Here is a 16,822-nt window from a genome sequence, read left to right on the forward strand (position 1 = left end):
ACTATAATAATTCATTAATTATGCGCCTAACGCGGAGCGCCATTCTGTTAGTACAGTGCTTCGGCGTCAAACGCTTTGGGATTGGTAATGATAAAATGCCAATCTTGATTTCTTAAGTTATATTTTAACACGGCAATTTGCTGCGCCTGGTTATACAGTGAATCCTTACTTCGCAACGTTGGGGCTAAATTACTGTCACTCGCAATTAAAATTGGAATTCGTAACTCGTGATCTTGCTCAATAGCTTGGTCAAAAGCAAAAATTACTCCTTCACCCAGCACCGGGATCAATTGCCTCACCATGCTTGCTGGTAATTCCGAAAAATGATTAATTCGCCGAAAAACTAGCCGGTGTTCGTTATAAGTCTGTTCAGCATGCCGAATTACCGACCGATTTAAAACCGCGTAGAAATTTTTTAGCCGGCGGTAGTATGTTTTTACTTGGTTAGTTCCCACCTCTAAATAAACGTAGTCATTTTGCAGTTTGTAAGAAAATGGGGTGTCTAGATGGCTCTTCATGTGCCCCATATACAACAAGTTAGCAATATCGTTCGGAGTTAATTCACTAAGCGCCTCTTCTTGGGAAAAGTCGATCCAATTTTTACTGCTATGCGGATCAAGTAAATACTGACTTATTGTCTTGGCATCGTTAATTTCATTCAAAAAAGTATGGTTGTCAATCGGCACGTCGTCACTAACTTCTCGGTTTAAAAGTAAAATATTGGTCGGCATCTGCAAAATTCCATCCAAGAAATCTTTGGCAGTAATTCCGCGCGAATAAATTAAGTTAACAATTGATTCTAAATGTACAAAAATATAGTCGTCACGCAACATGGACCCTTATCTCACTTTCAATTAAATGATATCTTTGATTGATCAACTCACATTTTCTCTAGTCGAGCAATGCGATCTTCAATTGGCGGATGGGTGTCAAATAGATGGGCTAACGAGCGTTTCTTTTTAAAGGGGTCCGCAATGTATAGTGCTGCACTGCTAGGATCCGCTTCCTGCATGGGTTCGCTAGCCGAAATCTTTCTTAACGCGTTAATTAACCCCAGCGGATTCCGCGTCAATTCTACGCTAGACGCATCCGCGAGGTATTCACGGTTGCGGGAAAGGGCTAATTGGGCAATGGAAGTCGCAATCGGCCCCAAAATCACCAGCAACAAGGCGAGAATCATTAAAATAGCCCTTAAGCTATTATCCTCGTCATCATCACTATCCCGTCGGCGACCGCCGCCCCACCAAAACGCGTGCATCCCCCAGTTTACTAGCAATGAGACTGCTGCTGAAAGTGCTAACGCAATTGTGGAAAGGCGGATATCATAATTTCGAATGTGCGAAATTTCATGACCAATTACGCCTTCCATTTCTTCACGGTTTAAGCGCGCTAAAATACCAGTCGTCACCGCCACCGCTGCGTGTTGGGGGTCGTTTCCAGTTGCAAAGGCATTCGGACTAGGATCATCTACGATGTATACCTTAGGCATCGGTACCTTTCCGACCAGCGCCATGTCTTCTACAATATGCCATAGTTCAGGATGATCGGCTTCGCTAATTTCTGCCGCATGGTTCATTCGCATCACCACGTTCGTTGAATTGCTGATCATTAGTCCCATGTAAACTGCGGCAATGACCGCCGCCATCACTACTCCTGCGCCAGCACTATTGTAAAATACATAACCAACCGACGCACCAATCAGGAGGACCAAAATCGCAAAGCCCGCCATCACGTAGATGGTCTTGCGTTTGTTACTTGCAATTTGTTGATATAACATTCGTCTTCCCTCTTTAAATACCGTTATTTATCGAAAGAAACTTTTGGTGCAGCAGTTTCTTCTTCGGGAACTTGAAGGTAGTCAACCGCCTTAAAGCCACCGATTCCCGCGACTAAGTTGCTTGGGAAGGATTGTAATTTAATGTTATAACTAGCCACACTTGAGTTATATAGTTGACGAGAATACGCAATTTTATTTTCAGTATTCGTCAATTCTTCCATTAACTTGTTAAATTCTTGGTTAGCCTTTAGGTCAGGATAATTTTCCGAAAGCGCAAAAATACTTTTTAAAGTATCACTTAACTGATTAGAAGTTTGCATTGCCGCTTGCCGTTGGGCAGTTGACGGGTCCGCTACCTTTGTTTGGTCAACCAATTGGTTACGCAATTCCACTACCTTACTCAAAGTTTCCTTTTCGTGGGTTGCGTATCCCTTAACCGTGTTTACTAAATTAGGAATCAAGTCGTTCCGCCGTTTTAGTTGAACGTTAATTTGACTCCAAGATTCTTGGGTATATGTGCGCGCCTTTACCAGCCCGTTATACATCAAAACAATTGCCACCACTAAAATTGCTACAATAATAATCCCAATGACCATTCCACTCATTATTATCCATTCCTTTCAAAGTTGCCTGATTACCTTAATAGTAGCAGACTGTCACCAAAAAGCCACTAAATTAGCGGTTAAACTGCCGTGAAAATAGTTTTTGTACGCTTGCTGGGGCATCTTGGTGGTTCATTTTTTTAACTAGTTTCCCCCGAATCATTAATCGACCTGCGCCAGTTGCATCACAAGTAACTAGCGTGAGTAACTTCTGGTCTTTTACGTCGTCAATCACCTGGACGTCCGTGGCCTCAATGAATTTCCGGGTTGTTACTTGGTATTCATAAATATTTTTTTCATCCGTCAAATATACCTTTTGGCCTACCTTGGCTTTCCAATATAATGGCCCAAACAGGACTTTTTTATCAATCATGTGGTGACCAGCCAAGGCGTAATTTCCTTCGCCCATCTTTTCATTTTCCTTAAGCGTTCCAGCTGCCAACGCTAACGTCAAGTTGTCGACTCCCTTTCCAATTGGAAGGTGAATTCCAACGTCAGGGTAGGCAATCTCGCCAATTACCTTAATCCTTTTTTCCGAAGCACGCGCCTTAATCACCGTTTGCCAATCGAGTGACTTAACCTTTGAAAAATCAAAATTTGCCTTCTTCTTTTCGTTCTTAGTAACTACCTTTTCACTGACGGTTGGATTATATTGTGATACCATCCAGGTTTTGATCTGTCGATTAAAAATTAGTGCTAAACTAAAAATAACCACTAGTGTTAACGCAATTGAACTAAGCAATTTTTTTAACTTACTATTCATCTTTTAGATCTCCAATATATATTTTATTTTTATGGTATTGTATAAAGGTATATCTTTTTTAGAAAGAAGGCTTTTAGATGTTTTCTCATCGAGAAGGACGAGCTAGAAAAAAACGCGAACCATGGCAGCAAAACCTCTTTGTACTGTGGTTCGGAACGTTTATTGCCGGTATCGCATTTAGTGAGATTATGCCTTTTTTATCCCTCTATGTCAATACACTCGGCAATTTCTCGAAATCTCAATTATCACTATACAGTGGACTAACTTATTCCTCAACCTTTTTAGTTCTAGCCATCATTTCACCAATCTGGGGAAAGATTGCTGATAAACGTGGCCGGAAGCTAATGATCTTACGGGCTTCCCTTGGTATGGCATTTGTATTAGGTGCGATGGGATTAGTCCAAAACGTCTACCAACTAATCGGCCTCCGGTTGTTGCAAGGGGTCTTTGCTGGTTACATCAGCAACGCAAACGCCTTAATTGCAACGGAAACCCCGAAAGAAAAAAGCGGATACGCACTCGGTTTCCTATCGACTGGACCCGTATCGGGATCCCTTTTAGGTCCCCTAGTCGGCGGGGCGTTGGCCTCCATCTTCTCTTATCGTATCACCTTTTTCATTACCGGAGCACTATTATTAATCGTATTCTTCCTTAGTTTGTTCTTAGTTCACGAACACTTTGTACCAATTGAAAGTACGGAAGGTTCCCTCACCGCTAAGGACGTGGTCCATAAATTAAACCGGCCGCAAGCAGTTTTTGGGATGTTTATCACCACCATGATTATTCAGGCTTCGAATAATTCCATCGCCCCAATTATTAGTTTGTACGTTAAGGAGCTGATGCATAACGGTGCCGGAGTTACCATGGTTGCCGGTTTAATCGCCGCCATCCCCGGGATTGCCAATATGCTTGCTGCTCCCCGACTGGGTGAACTCGGTGACCGGATTGGAACCGAGAAAATTTTATCGGTCGCCTTCCTATTTGCAATGGTCCTTTACGTACCGATGGCGTTCGTGCCTTCAGTATTCTGGTTAGGCGTTTTCCGTTTCTTTATCGGCATCTCGGATGGCGCTATGTTACCAGCGGTACAAAGTATTTTATCTAAGCGAACCCCTCCGGAAGTCACCGGACGAATTTTCAGTTGGAACCAATCTTTTCAGGCGTTAGGCAACATGATCGGTCCGTTATTAGGTTCAGCAGTTTCGGGATTGTTTGATTACAACGCGGTTTTCATTGCCACTTCCGTACTGGTATTAATCAATTTCCTCCTCTTCCGGTGGTTAAACGGCCGGTCCGTTGCTTAACTATCCCTAGATTTCAGGAACTAATTACCACGACAAAATAAAAAGAGCTAATCCATGATGGATTAGCTCTTTTTGTTTTACCATTTGACCTATGATTAAGCCAAACCGTATTTCTTGTTGAACTTCGCAACCGTACCGTCGGCTTGTTGGAACTTTTGACGGCCAGTGTAGAATGGGTGAGAATCTGAAGTAATTTCAACCCGGATCAATGGGTATTCGTTACCGTCTTCCCACTTGATTGTTTCAGAAGATGATGCAGTTGAACCTGATAAAAACTTGAACCCAGTTGCTGAATCTTGGAATACAACTGGATGGTAATCTGGATGAATTCCTTTTTTCATGATATTACGCTCCTTTGCCATGAATCATTTGCTGAATCATAGTTATTATAAAACCAACGACCACAATAATAGCATAGATTATCCGTTCAAACAACCTCAATTAAGACTTTTTACCAAAATTGAGATTTTTCAAATTAGCAATAAATTCGTCGTTATTCTTGGTGTTTTTCATTAATTGTAAAATTTGTTCGGTATATTCTAGCGCGTCGCCACGCATGGATCGGCGAATATTCCATAACTGTTCGAGAACGTCTTGTGGAATCATCAATTCTTCCTTGCGGGTTCCCGATTGCCGAATATCAAGAGCAGGAAAGACCCTTCGTTCCGCTAAATTACGGGAAAGTACCAATTCGGAATTTCCGGTTCCCTTAAATTCTTCATAAATTACGTCGTCCATCCGGCTACCCGTATCTACTAGTGCGGTACCGATGATGGTCAAAGAGCCGCCCTCTTCAATGTTGCGGGCTGCCCCAAAGAATTTCTTTGGTTTATAGAAGGAGGCCGGATCCACCCCACCCGATAGTGTGCGCCCACTAGGTGCCGTAACTAAGTTATATGCCCGGGTCAAACGAGTAATTGAATCTAGCAAAATTACCACGTCTTGCTTATCTTCAACCAACCGCATCGCCCGTTGCAAGACCAATTCGGAAACTCGCGTATGGTTCCGTGGTTCCTGGTCAAAAGTTGAGTAAACCACTTCGCCATCAATGGAACGTTCTAAATCGGTTACTTCTTCAGGCCGTTCGTCAATCAACAAGACGATTAACTTAGCGTCCGGGTGATTTTTGCTAATTCCGTTAGCAATTGCTTTCAAAAGGGTGGTTTTTCCAGCTTTAGGCGGTGCTACTACCAGACCTCGTTGACCAAACCCAATTGGGGAAAATAGATCCACTAACCGCGTCGATAGCACATCGGGCGTCGTTGCTAAGTTTAATTGTTGGTTAGGATAAATCGGCGTTAGCGCTGGAAAATGTGGCCGTTGCTTAGCTTCTTCGGGATCCTTATTATTAACCGAAGTCACCCGCATTAATCCGTAATAACGTTCACCTGGCCGCGGATGGCGGGCTTCGCCACCCACTAAATCGCCGTTTCGCAAACCAAAGCGGGTGATCTGGGAAGCTGAAATATAGATATCTTCTTGGGAAGAGCCGTAATTAATTGGTCGAAGAAAGCCGTAGCCTTCGTTGCCAATAATATCGAGGACTCCCTCCATCTCAACAAATGACTGCTTTTTGGCCTGAGCACGCAAAACAGCCAGTGACAACTCCTTCTTGTTCATCTGGCTGTAGTATGAAATCTTGTATTCGCGTGCAAGGTTATAAATTTCTTTGAGAGTCATTTCTTGTAAATCATTCATCGTTAAAAATTTATCCATGAATATTAACTCTCCTAATTGTTAATTCTAAAGCGCTTGGTCCGTGGTAATTTCCACGTCAGCACCCAGTTTGGTCAATTTCTTCACCAAGCTGTCATAACCGCGCAAGATGTTGTCGGCTTTCGTAATGGTGGTAGTCCCTTCAGCCATGAACGCCGCAATCATTAAGCAGGCACCAGCACGAATTTCGCCTGCTTCAACTTGGGCACCAAATAATTGGTCGGTATAATCTACGTAAATTACCCCATCGGCGTGTTTAATGTTTGCACCCATCTTTTGCAATTCCGCAACGTGCTTTACCCGTTCAGGATAAATATGGTCATTAACTACGCTTTGTCCTTGCGCCTTTAAAAGCGAAGCGGTCAAAGGTTGCTGTAAGTCCGTCGCAAATCCAGGGAACGGGTTGGTGTTAACTTCAATTCCTCGCATTCCCGTAACCTTAGGGACGTAAATCTTATCCCCGTCAATTTTCAAATCAACTCCCAATTCAATCATCTTGGAAGTGAACGACTCTAGATGTTCCGGAATGATGTTGTTAACTAAAATTCCGTCTCCTACGGCAGCTGCTAACGATAAGTATGTACCAGCCTCGATCCGATCTGGAATAATGGTGTGGGTCGCGGTAGAAACTAATTTATCGACCCCTTCAATTCGAATCACATCCGTCCCGGCGCCCCGAATCTTAGCCCCCATGTTGTTTAAGAACATGGCTAGGTCAATGATTTCAGGTTCCCGAGCTGCATTTTCGATCGTGGTAACTCCCTGGGCCTTCACCGCCGCTAAAATTACGTTGATGGTGGCCCCTACAGAAACCACGTCTAAAAAGATGTGGGCTCCGTGTAATCCCCGCTCGTAAGCAGAAATGTAAACCGTGTCCTCATCTTCAGTAACGTTTGCTCCTAATGCCTTGAATCCCTTAATGTGTTGATCAATTGGTCTTGGGCCAATATTATCCCCACCTGGGAAAGTCACGGTGGAACGCTTGAAGCGTCCTAGAAGCGAGCCCATAAAGTAGTATGAAGCTCGTAAACTTTTAATCGCTTTACTTGGTAGTGGGTTTTCGACAATTTCCGTCGGGTCGATTTCCATCACGCCATCTTTAAAGGTTGAATGAACATTCATTGATTCAAGAATAATCATTAAGTTATGGACGTCAAGTATATCGGGTACCGAATCGAACCGCACTGGGGTGTCCGCTAAAATGGCCGCCGGTATTAGAGCAACCGTACTATTTTTTGCTCCGCCAATGGACACTTCTCCAGTCAGTCGCTGTCCACCCTTGATTATCATTTTTTTCATGGTTTTTCCTCACATAATGAACTTAAAGTACTTAAAACTAAGGAATGTATTTTACAGTCAACTTCAATCATAAATAATTTGTTGCAAAAATACAACCACAAGCCTTCACCTATTAAAAAAACTCAAACATCCTTATGTAAAACGAGGCCGGAAAATAGGTTCCGACCTCGTTAGAAATAGTAATAAAAAACTAATTATTTACTTTGATTAGCAGCCGCAATAAATGCCTTGAATAATCCTTCCGGACGTTGTGGCCGGGAAAGGAATTCAGGGTGGTACTGCGAAGCAACGAAGAAGCGCTTGTCAGGAATTTCAATCACTTCTACGAGGTGGTTATCTGGTGAAGTACCTGAGAATACCAACCCCTTAGCTTCCATTTCCGCACGGTATTGGTTGTTGAATTCAAAGCGGTGCCGGTGACGTTCTTGAATCAATTCTTGATTATCGTACGCCCGAGCCGCAACGGTACCTTCCTTCAACTTGCATGGATACAATCCTAGCCGTTGGGTTCCCCCTAAGTCTTCCACGTCTTCTTGGTCCGCCATTAGGTCAATGATGTTGTGTGGTGTATTAGGATCCATTTCCGCAGAGTTGGCGTCTTGGTAACCCAATACGTTACGCGCAAATTCTACGCTGGCCATTTGCATTCCCAAGCAAATTCCTAAGAACGGCACGTCGTTTTCCCGAGCGTATTGAATTGCGTCGATCATTCCTTCAATACCCCGGTCTCCGAAGCCTCCTGGCACGATGATTCCGTCTTGGCCAGCCATTAATTCAGCGACGTTTTCTTTAGTAATCTTTTCTGAATCAAACTTCGTAATCTTAATGTCCGCATTCACAACGTAGCCCGCGTGTTTCAAGGCTTCGTTAACCGAAATGTAGGCATCTTGCAAAGCAACGTACTTACCAACCAACGCGATGTTAATCGTGTGGTCAAGGCGGTTGTTTACGTGATCAACGAGGTCTGCCCACTTAGCCATGTCCGCTTCTGGTACGTCTAAACCAAAGTGCTTAACGACAATTTCGTCCATCTTTTGGCGTTTCAAATTCAACGGAATTTCGTACAAACTAGCTACGTCTTTAGACTCGATTACCGCTTCAGGCTCAACATCACAGAAGGCAGCAATCTTTGAACGCATGCTATCCGTAATGTCTTCTTCGGTACGCACTACCAACATGTTTGGTTGGATTCCTAACCCACGTAATTCTTTAACACTATGTTGGGTTGGCTTAGTTTTCATTTCACCAGCTGCCTTAAGGTAAGGTACCAGGGTAGTGTGAATGTAAAATACGTTTTGAGCACCCGCTTGGCTCCGCATTTGCCGAATTGCTTCTAGGAATGGCAAGGATTCAATATCCCCAACCGTTCCACCAATTTCGGTAATGACGATATCCGAATCCGTAACGGTTCCGGCACGCATAATCTTTTCTTTGATTGCATCGGTAATGTGTGGAATTACTTGGACAGTTGCGCCAAGGTAATCTCCATGGCGTTCCTTACGCAATACTTCCGAATAAATTTTTCCAGTGGTAACGTTAGAATACTTATTTAAGTTAATATCAATAAAACGTTCATAATGTCCTAAATCCAAGTCCGTTTCTGTACCGTCATCGGTAACAAAAACTTCCCCATGTTGGTACGGACTCATTGTTCCTGGATCAACGTTAATGTATGGATCAAACTTTTGAATTGTTACCTTCAAGCCCCGATTCTTTAATAACCGTGCTAAGGAAGCTGCAACAATCCCCTTTCCTAAAGATGAAACCACTCCACCTGTAACGAAAATATATTTGGTCATCAAAACTCTCCTTTTCTAACATTTCTAACTGGTTAACTATAGGAAACCTGAAAGCGGATTTTATCATCGGGTAACCCTCACCCAACAATAAAAATACCCCCTATTCCATGAATAGGGGGTATTAACCGTTCATTGTCCGCTAAACCCAATCAGGTTTACCGGAGCCCAAAAAATATAATACCGAGTAATCAACCATAAGTCAAGCTGATAATTTACTCTTCTTCATCATCATTTAATTCTGTTAATTGACCTTCAATACCGTCAGGAAGCGTGTCGTTATCATCATCGCTAGATAAATCCTCATAAGTTGGATCATCGGCATCCGCATCGTCAGCGGCGGTAACGTCTTCGTCTTCTGGGTCATCCGCATCGTAATCAATTACGTCGTCATCATCGGCGGCGTCAGCCAGAAAGGCGTTGACCCGTTTACGTTTTTTACGTACCGGACGATCTTCGTCTTCTTCTTCAGTGTGAATTAGGGCTTCATCAATTGATTCAAATGGGTACCATGTCCGAAGTCCCCAGGTGTTTTCACCAAGGGAAATAAAACTGCCGTCAATATTTAAATCAGTGTAAAATTGCGATAACCGATTCCGAAACTCTTCGTCCGTCTTTTCCAAGTAATTTTGAACTGCATTAGCTAAATCAACGAATGCCATTGGTTCACCATTCTTAGCTAAGATGGCGTGAGCAACTTCGATCATCGAGAGTTCGTCTTTGTTTTGACCCTTAAAAATTTCTAATTCCAACTGGTGCACGTCCTTTCCACAGTCTGTCCTTAATGATACTACACTCAGGCCGTAAATTGCAATCGGATTTTATAGTTACCAATCAACTGTTTGCCCGCTAAAAGTTGGTAATCAATGTTTACTTGACCCGCTAGTGGTTCGTTTTGTAGCTGCACGTCCAGCAGGGGCGTAACGGTCTCAATTGGGAACAGTCCGTATGGGGTGCGGTAGCGCGCTTCAATCCGTTTTCCACTAGCAAACCGTAGTCGCATCTCACTTTCCGCAACCCGGGTTAATAAGACCGTTCCCTCTCCGTCAATTTTCATGGTAACCGGAATCTTCTGCCCGCTTTTTTCGTCAACTTCTTGGTACCGTAAGTAAATTGAATTGCCCATTTGAAATACTTGCCCTGGTTCATCGAAAACTAGGTGATTCTTTTCGCCTTCTTGTTCAATAAACGTTTCTAAATGGATCGCAATTGGAATTCCATTATCTAGTGCCATTTGAATGCTCCTCTTCCTTTCACTTTATTACCATGCCAATTATAATTCATTTTACATATAAATGTACTATTCTACCGTTCAACTTTTACAAGCTTTAGCGAAAACTAGTATAATTCTAAGTAAAGGATTTATTTAATAAAAATCAGGAAGGTGGCATCATGGCCCTTAAAAATCAGCGCCTGCCGATGGAAAAAGTTTTTCGTGACCCGATCCATGATTACGTTTACGTCCAAGACCAAGTAATTTTGGATCTGATTAACACAAAAGAATTCCAACGGCTTCGCCGCATTCATCAGTTAGGAACTACTTCATTCGTTTTTCACGGCGCGGAACACACCCGTTTTTCACATTCCTTGGGTTGTTACGAAGTGGCCCGGCGCATTGTTGAAAACTTTGAACGAAATTACCTTTCCAAACGTCCTAACGATGGTTTATGGCGTAAGGAGGAGCGTTTAGTGACCCTTTGCGCAGCGTTATTACACGACATTGGTCACGGTGCTTATTCACACACGTTTGAGCACATTTTCCACACCAATCACGAACAAATTACTACCCAGATCATCACGGACCCGACTACGGAAGTTAACCAGGTTTTACGGCAAATCAGTCCGGATTTTCCGACCCAGGTTGCTGCCGTAATCAGTCATGACTACCCGAATCCTCAGGTGGTGCAATTGATTTCCAGCCAAATCGACGCCGACCGGATGGACTATCTACTACGGGATTCGTATTACACCGGCACAAACTATGGTACGTTTGATTTAACCCGCATTTTACGGGTGATGCGCCCCTACTCGAAGGGGATTGCTTTTCAAATTAGCGGAATTCACGCGGTTGAGGACTTTATCGTCAGCCGTTTTCAAATGTACGTTCAGGTTTACTTCCACTCCGTTTCACGCTCCATGGAAGTTATTCTCGGACATTTGCTTGCGCGGGCCCATCAGCTATACCTAAATTCAACCACGCCTTGGCAACAGGCCCCGCAGTTTTTAATGCCTTTTTTCAATAAACAGTTCACTTTAGATGACTATTTAAAATTAGACGACGGGGTACTTAACACCTACTTCTTACAATGGGAAGATGCGGAAGACCCCATTTTAAATGATTTAGCCAACCGGTTTTTGAACCGAATTCCGTTTAAATCGGCACGAATTAGTAACCAGACTCGGGCGCTTTTACCTGAATTAAAACAGCTTGTGGCCGCGGCTGGTTTTGACGCGGAATACTATACCGCCGAAAATGATAGCTACGATCTACCGTACGATGCTTATGACCCTACATCGCAAAAACCTCGGACCCAAATTGAATTAATGCAAGCCGACGGTTCCCTAGTAGAACTTTCCACAGCTAGTGATTTAGTTCGGGCCATTTCGGGTAAGGTTTCAAGCGACGAGCGGTTCTATTTCCCAAAGGAAATGCTCACCAACAATACCGAAAATTTATTCTCGGCTACCTTTGAAGCATTTCAATCGCACATTAAAAACGGCATCATCAATTAGGAGGATTACCAATGAGTATTAAGCTAGTAGCCATCGACTTAGATGGCACCCTATTAAACGATAATAAACAACTAACCGAAGAAAACATTGCCGCCATCAATGCGGCTTCTAAGATGGGCGTTAACATTGTTTTGTGTACCGGACGCCCCATCACCGGGATTCAGCGCTACTTAGCCCAACTTGAGCTCCAAAACGAAAAGGAATACGCCATTACTTATAACGGCGGGCTTGCTCAGACCATTAATGGGGAAATTTTAATTAAACACACCTTAAGTTTCCAAGACTACCTAGCTGCCGAAGCCTTCAGTCGCCAAGTGGGCGTTCATTTCCATGTGGATGGCAAGAACCATATCTACACTGCCAACAAAAATATTAGCCAGTACACGGTTGGAGAAAGTTTCTTAGTAGAAATGGGCTTGCGGTACCGCAGTGTTGAAGAAATGAATCCGGACCTAGAAATGCCTAAGGTAATGTTTATCGACGACCCGAAGGTTTTAAGTAAGGCCCGTGACCAAATCTTCAATCGTTTCCAAGATGAATTTAGCGTGGTTCAAAGCGAACCCTACTTTATTGAATTAATGCCTAAAAACGTCAGCAAGGGCAATGCGGTCAAGGAATTGGCGGAACGCTTGCATCTCAGTCTTGACCAAGTAATGGCAATCGGTGACCAAGGAAACGACTTGTCAATGATTAAGACGGCCGGAATAGGGGTCGCGATGGAAAATGGGATTGACGAGGTAAAGGAAAATGCCCAATTCATCACGGCAAACAATAATGAAAGTGGTGTGGCAAAGGCAATTAGGAAGTTTGTGATTAATAAATAAGAGCGCTCCGCACCCCGGGTAGCTCTTGAGGACTAACGGAATTAGGGAATTAATCGCGGGTTGGGCGATTAGTTCCCTAATTTGGTTAGCCGCAGAGGGCTGGGGGGCTGAGCGCGTTTCGGCTACGCTACAAAAAAACTACGGAATTAGGGAATTAATCGCGGGTTGAGCGATTGGTTCCCTTATTTAGTTAGGTAGGTAATAGCGGAAGCAAACGGCATAATTTACCTTTCCTTGAAAAACCTTCCTAATAATTGCCAAACTAGGTTATTATATAATCAACTTTTATTACTGGTCGTGTGGAGAAACTTAAACCGGCTTATAAACGAAGGGAGGTCCGCTTAATGAACCATAGCTCACAATTTTTAAAAAAAGTTCTGGTCATCTATATAATTGCTAACCTAGCCGTGATGGCGCTTAAAACCTTCACTCCATTAGGACAAAATGGTATTTTTGGCCTACTTTCTTTTATAATTTTGTCCATCTTTACGATTTACTTACTTTATCTGTTAATAAAAATGAGCAAAAAACTTTAGCAGTATTAACATAATGACTGTTAATAAAAAAACGGGGGTTTACCCCCTTTTTGATTCCTAACATTGAAATCGTTCTCAAACTATGTATAATTAATGTACACGAAGGAATGATTATGATGAATAACACGGAACAATTGAGCATCGCAATCAATGAATCAGCAATTCGGTATGCACTCTTTAACGATCAGGGTGAACTAAAAGTGCGCAAAAGCGTGCCCACCCCTACTGATAACATTGATAATTTTCTAAAAGCAATTTATAACATTGTCGAAGAAAACCAAAAAAACATTTATGGCATTGGAATCAGCGTTCCAGGGCAAGTGGATCAAACGGATGGAATTATCTACCAAGGTGGTTCCCTCCCACTTCTTCATGGGCTAAGTTTGGGCAAAATCATTGCGGCCCGTTACGACCTTCCCGTAGCTATGCAAAGCGTAGGTATTTGCGCGGCAACTGCAGCACATTGGAACGGCAACTTACGAGGTATTCATAATGGTGCGGCCTTAATCCTGGATGATGGCGTGGAAGCTGGCATTATTTTAAACGATCATATTTTTACCGGTAACCATCTAGAAGCTGGCGCTTTAGGTATGATTTTGGCTAATCCACAAGCTGACGCCCCTTCACCATCGCAAATTATGTTCAACGCTTGTTCTGCTACCAAAATGGTTCAAAAGATTGGTAACGTTTTGCAGCTTTCCGATCCGAACGACGACACCAAAGTTTTCAAAGCGATTGAAAACGGGGAAGCTAACGCACGCGAACTTTTCAACGAATACTGTCGCAACGTCGCTTACATGATTTCTAATACCCAGGCAGTGCTCGATTTAAATAAATACGTGATTTGCGGCCGGATTAGCACCCAAAGCATTTTAGTTCCTGAAATTAACCATCAACTTCAGGTCATTCGGGATAATTTCTCACTCTTAAAAGAAACGTTACACATGCCGAATGTTGAAACCTCCGTCTTCAAGCAAGATACCGACCTTTACGGCGCCTATTACTTTGCATTATCCCAGTTTGATTTTAAAAATTACGTTGATAATTTAGAGTCTCAAACCCCAACAACGGAACAATAGTTGTTGACCGGTTCTGTAAAGTAGGTAATCATCCTCATTTACAAGTTTTCTTAACCTAGACATTTATTTACGATAAATAAAAACGCCTTAAGTTTTCTGATCTATGTACCATTAGAAAACTTAAGGCGTTTTTATATTCAGTTAACTATCCTAAGCTTATACCGTCCTTCAAAACGTGCAGTGATAATCTGTTCGATCAAATCTTCTTCCGTACGATGATCTTCAGGATTTAATTGTCGCTTATTATTCTCAGTTAAAATCGTAATTAATAGTTCCATAATTAGTTCTCGACTGCCTGCACAATAAGTTAGTGATGGTTTCCCTTGCTCATCAGCCATTAATAATCCGCCTGACGTTAACGTTTCTACAAGAAAATCATCTACTATTTCACCCTTTTGCGAAATAACTACGTTTCCCACCTCAGAATGCTTGGCTAAACATTCGTAGGTCGCATTTAAAAAAGGAATTAGGGCAAGATCTTCACTCACTGGATAAATCTCATAACCCTTCCGAGTTAGAATTCGTTGCAAGCCTATCTCAAAGTTCTTTTTCGGCACAAAGAAAAAATTTTGAGGGATTGGCCGTTCTTCTTTTAAATCATAATTAGGGAAATTGATTAATACCGAGGTTTTACCGCTAAATTCAATTTCGTTAGCCCCGTACATTCCCGAATCCACTAAAACTGCCGAATTTACTTGGTTTCTGTTTTGGTCATAAAAAAGAAGTTGTTGAGTTTCTTCATCGAAATCCCAGTAGTGGCCTTCTGGAGGTATAAACCCCACTTTAGTAGGTACGCTTATACTACCATCTTCTTTAAAAATGAGTGTTGTAAAACCGTACCCCTTATCTACACCGTCCCCCATATAAAGTACACCGCGGTCCCAGATAGCGTCCCGATCTTCTAGTTGCCAAAACCATATCTTGTCACAAATAAATTTTCTAAATTCGTCAATTTTCAACACACTTCCTCCTTAATCGTACTTATTTCAATATCCCAAACCAAAAATCCGCGTGGTTTTACTTAAACAAGTAACTCCAACTAAATTACTCAGTGACAATTTATTCTATGCATTTTAGTTTTCTAGCAAAATCCGCTCGGGTTTAACTAGTACGGGTTGTTTATGTCTAAAATCTTAATCAGCAACTCGTTCATTGCTTTACATCTACTAACCCAGTAAACGTAAAATTCAGGTCATAATTACTGGTTAAGGATTGTCTTCTGTTATATCCGCTTGGAAATAATGGCCCTTTGCGTAATTAAAATATTTTTTCCATAATTGAAAAAAGGCATGCTCCTACACAAAGTCAATTAGTGACCCTCAATACAGCAAAATTGAAGTTATCGTCCCCATTTCTCCAAAAAGCCGGTGAACCCAAAAGATTTTTTTCGTTTGCCACATTCCGGATGTTTTAATTTCATAATTACTTGTAGACAAAAACTTCCACCTAATGATTTTTTCTATTTATGCTTAAACCATGCACTACTTTGTTCTTGAAATCCCTTAAAAATGGTCGTAACTTTTCGTCCATGAACCAAACGATCTGGAAAATACTGGTACGCTACGTAATTGCCAATTTCCATTTCAAACGGACCAAGCCCTGCACGGTCATCGCCTTCCTGGATTTTCACCTGTTCGTCAGTAATTAATTTCACCATAATTCCTAAATATTCCATTAATACTTCCCGTGTTCCAACAATCACTCCGATGTTTAAAAGTGTGCGTAAGGCATTTTTAGCACTAAATTCTTTCATGTATTGCGGTGAAGCATTATTAGCCACAATATCGACGTCCCCTAGTCTTTTCCATTCGTCACCAATGTATAAAATGCCGTCTTCAACTTCATCAAAGGGATAATTTAACATGGTTACATCTTTCGCGTCAGTCAAAGCCGCTTTTTCAATCTCTGGATGAGCTTGTAAAAAATCATAGGCCATTAAAAAGCGGTAAAAGTAGAGGGTTAATTTCGGATAATAATTGAAAAGATCTAAATGTACGACGTGTAAGTCTCCATCATCTTTAGCATCCGGACCGTTAGTCAACACGTAGAAAGGCACCTTAAACCGAGCCAGTGAAGCGGCTTGATCTTGAACCTGTTCCGCAACATCTACATTATGATTTTCGTAGAGGCGAAAAATATTATCCATATTCACAATAAATTCGGTAATGACTACGTTCGGTTCGACTTTCATTGACAATTACTCCTTCATTTCGTCCGACGATTATTTATAAATCAATTTGACGCCGTTAACTATAACAAGTATAAACATATTTCTAATGCATGTCTACCCGCGTTTGGATGAGCTACTTACCTGTCTTAATAATTTATCCGACTTATTGCTTCAATCTAAACACCTCAACGAAGCACATTCGAAACTATACAAGTTGCATAAT

At 42.1% G+C, this 16,822-nt stretch carries 16 protein-coding genes; 4 read left to right on the forward strand and 12 right to left on the reverse strand.

The window, feature by feature from the left end; genetic code table 11:
- Positions 1–47: 47 nt before the first annotated feature.
- The 4 genes from NYR25_07825 to NYR25_07840 form a co-directional block, all read right to left on the reverse strand.
- A complete protein-coding gene (locus tag NYR25_07825) occupies positions 48–833 on the reverse strand; it encodes a hypothetical protein (GenBank protein ID UWF33483.1) in 786 nt (261 codons plus the stop codon).
- A 47-nt stretch (positions 834–880) separates the two neighbouring features.
- Positions 881–1,777, reverse strand: a complete 897-nt coding sequence (gene htpX, locus NYR25_07830) for a zinc metalloprotease HtpX (protein ID UWF33484.1) — start codon at positions 1,775–1,777, stop codon at positions 881–883.
- A 23-nt stretch (positions 1,778–1,800) separates the two neighbouring features.
- Positions 1,801–2,382 (reverse strand): LemA family protein, encoded by a 582-nt coding sequence (locus NYR25_07835; GenBank protein UWF33485.1) that lies wholly within the window; start codon positions 2,380–2,382, stop codon positions 1,801–1,803.
- Between the two features lie 70 nt (positions 2,383–2,452).
- Positions 2,453–3,142: a class A sortase gene (locus NYR25_07840; protein UWF33486.1), complete on the reverse strand. Its 690-nt coding sequence runs from the start codon at positions 3,140–3,142 to the stop codon at positions 2,453–2,455.
- Between the two features lie 77 nt (positions 3,143–3,219).
- On the opposite strand from NYR25_07840, the gene NYR25_07845 reads away from it, so the two are divergent.
- Positions 3,220–4,446 carry a multidrug efflux MFS transporter gene (locus NYR25_07845; GenBank protein UWF33487.1) on the forward strand — a complete coding sequence of 409 codons (1,227 nt, stop codon included), beginning with the start codon at positions 3,220–3,222 and terminating at the stop codon, positions 4,444–4,446.
- Positions 4,447–4,541: 95 nt separating this feature from the next.
- Here NYR25_07845 and NYR25_07850 read toward each other — a convergent pair whose 3' ends face one another.
- The 6 genes from NYR25_07850 to NYR25_07875 form a co-directional block, all read right to left on the reverse strand.
- Positions 4,542–4,787 carry a type B 50S ribosomal protein L31 gene (locus tag NYR25_07850; protein UWF33488.1) on the reverse strand — a complete coding sequence of 82 codons (246 nt, stop codon included), beginning with the start codon at positions 4,785–4,787 and terminating at the stop codon, positions 4,542–4,544.
- A 100-nt stretch (positions 4,788–4,887) separates the two neighbouring features.
- A complete protein-coding gene (rho, locus tag NYR25_07855) occupies positions 4,888–6,162 on the reverse strand; it encodes a transcription termination factor Rho (protein ID UWF33489.1) in 1,275 nt (424 codons plus the stop codon).
- A 27-nt stretch (positions 6,163–6,189) separates the two neighbouring features.
- A complete protein-coding gene (locus NYR25_07860) occupies positions 6,190–7,461 on the reverse strand; it encodes a UDP-N-acetylglucosamine 1-carboxyvinyltransferase (protein ID UWF33490.1) in 1,272 nt (423 codons plus the stop codon).
- Positions 7,462–7,655: 194 nt separating this feature from the next.
- Complete coding sequence (locus NYR25_07865; protein UWF33491.1) at positions 7,656–9,260, reverse strand: CTP synthase; 1,605 nt, start codon at positions 9,258–9,260, stop codon at positions 7,656–7,658.
- 212 nt (positions 9,261–9,472) lie between these two features.
- Complete coding sequence (rpoE, locus tag NYR25_07870; GenBank protein UWF33492.1) at positions 9,473–10,009, reverse strand: DNA-directed RNA polymerase subunit delta; 537 nt, start codon at positions 10,007–10,009, stop codon at positions 9,473–9,475.
- Between the two features lie 44 nt (positions 10,010–10,053).
- Complete coding sequence (locus tag NYR25_07875) at positions 10,054–10,491, reverse strand: DUF1934 domain-containing protein (GenBank protein ID UWF33493.1); 438 nt, start codon at positions 10,489–10,491, stop codon at positions 10,054–10,056.
- Between the two features lie 158 nt (positions 10,492–10,649).
- Here NYR25_07875 and NYR25_07880 point away from each other — a divergent pair, with 158 nt between their 5' ends.
- The 3 genes from NYR25_07880 (at position 10,650) to NYR25_07890 (ending at position 14,429) form a co-directional block, all read left to right on the forward strand.
- Positions 10,650–11,990 (forward strand): HD domain-containing protein, encoded by a 1,341-nt coding sequence (locus NYR25_07880; GenBank protein ID UWF33494.1) that lies wholly within the window; start codon positions 10,650–10,652, stop codon positions 11,988–11,990.
- Positions 11,991–12,001: 11 nt separating this feature from the next.
- Complete coding sequence (gene yidA / locus NYR25_07885; protein ID UWF33495.1) at positions 12,002–12,814, forward strand: sugar-phosphatase; 813 nt, start codon at positions 12,002–12,004, stop codon at positions 12,812–12,814.
- 649 nt (positions 12,815–13,463) lie between these two features.
- On the forward strand, positions 13,464–14,429 hold the full coding sequence (locus NYR25_07890) for an ROK family protein (GenBank protein UWF33496.1): 966 nt from the start codon (positions 13,464–13,466) through the stop codon (positions 14,427–14,429).
- A gap of 137 nt (positions 14,430–14,566) precedes the next feature.
- Here the strand turns inward: NYR25_07890 and NYR25_07895 are convergent, their stop codons facing one another.
- Positions 14,567–15,391, reverse strand: coding sequence for a hypothetical protein (locus NYR25_07895; GenBank protein UWF33497.1), 825 nt, complete (start codon positions 15,389–15,391; stop codon positions 14,567–14,569).
- A gap of 497 nt (positions 15,392–15,888) precedes the next feature.
- The gene (locus NYR25_07900; GenBank protein UWF33498.1) at positions 15,889–16,620 is read right to left on the reverse strand and encodes a hypothetical protein; all 732 of its coding nucleotides are present in this window, start codon (positions 16,618–16,620) and stop codon (positions 15,889–15,891) included.
- Positions 16,621–16,822 lie beyond the last annotated feature (202 nt).

The sequence above is a fragment of the Pediococcus acidilactici genome (assembly GCA_024970065.1).
Taxonomy (GTDB): domain Bacteria; phylum Bacillota; class Bacilli; order Lactobacillales; family Lactobacillaceae; genus Pediococcus; species Pediococcus acidilactici_A.

Bases quoted from the DNA above. Each gene is read 5' to 3' on its own strand.
- rho (UWF33489.1), bottom strand. From the start codon at position 6,162: ATGGATAAATTTTTAACGATGAATGATTTACAAGAAATGACTCTCAAA.
- htpX (UWF33484.1), bottom strand. From the start codon at position 1,777: ATGTTATATCAACAAATTGCAAGTAACAAACGCAAGACCATCTACGTG.
- NYR25_07865 (UWF33491.1), bottom strand. From the start codon at position 9,260: ATGACCAAATATATTTTCGTTACAGGTGGAGTGGTTTCATCTTTAGGA.
- NYR25_07880 (UWF33494.1), top strand. From the start codon at position 10,650: ATGGCCCTTAAAAATCAGCGCCTGCCGATGGAAAAAGTTTTTCGTGAC.
- yidA (UWF33495.1), top strand. From the start codon at position 12,002: ATGAGTATTAAGCTAGTAGCCATCGACTTAGATGGCACCCTATTAAAC.
- NYR25_07825 (UWF33483.1), bottom strand. From the start codon at position 833: ATGTTGCGTGACGACTATATTTTTGTACATTTAGAATCAATTGTTAAC.
- NYR25_07835 (UWF33485.1), bottom strand. From the start codon at position 2,382: ATGAGTGGAATGGTCATTGGGATTATTATTGTAGCAATTTTAGTGGTG.
- NYR25_07890 (UWF33496.1), top strand. From the start codon at position 13,464: ATGATGAATAACACGGAACAATTGAGCATCGCAATCAATGAATCAGCA.
- NYR25_07840 (UWF33486.1), bottom strand. From the start codon at position 3,142: ATGAATAGTAAGTTAAAAAAATTGCTTAGTTCAATTGCGTTAACACTA.
- NYR25_07875 (UWF33493.1), bottom strand. From the start codon at position 10,491: ATGGCACTAGATAATGGAATTCCAATTGCGATCCATTTAGAAACGTTT.
- NYR25_07860 (UWF33490.1), bottom strand. From the start codon at position 7,461: ATGAAAAAAATGATAATCAAGGGTGGACAGCGACTGACTGGAGAAGTG.
- NYR25_07845 (UWF33487.1), top strand. From the start codon at position 3,220: ATGTTTTCTCATCGAGAAGGACGAGCTAGAAAAAAACGCGAACCATGG.
- NYR25_07900 (UWF33498.1), bottom strand. From the start codon at position 16,620: ATGAAAGTCGAACCGAACGTAGTCATTACCGAATTTATTGTGAATATG.
- NYR25_07850 (UWF33488.1), bottom strand. From the start codon at position 4,787: ATGAAAAAAGGAATTCATCCAGATTACCATCCAGTTGTATTCCAAGAT.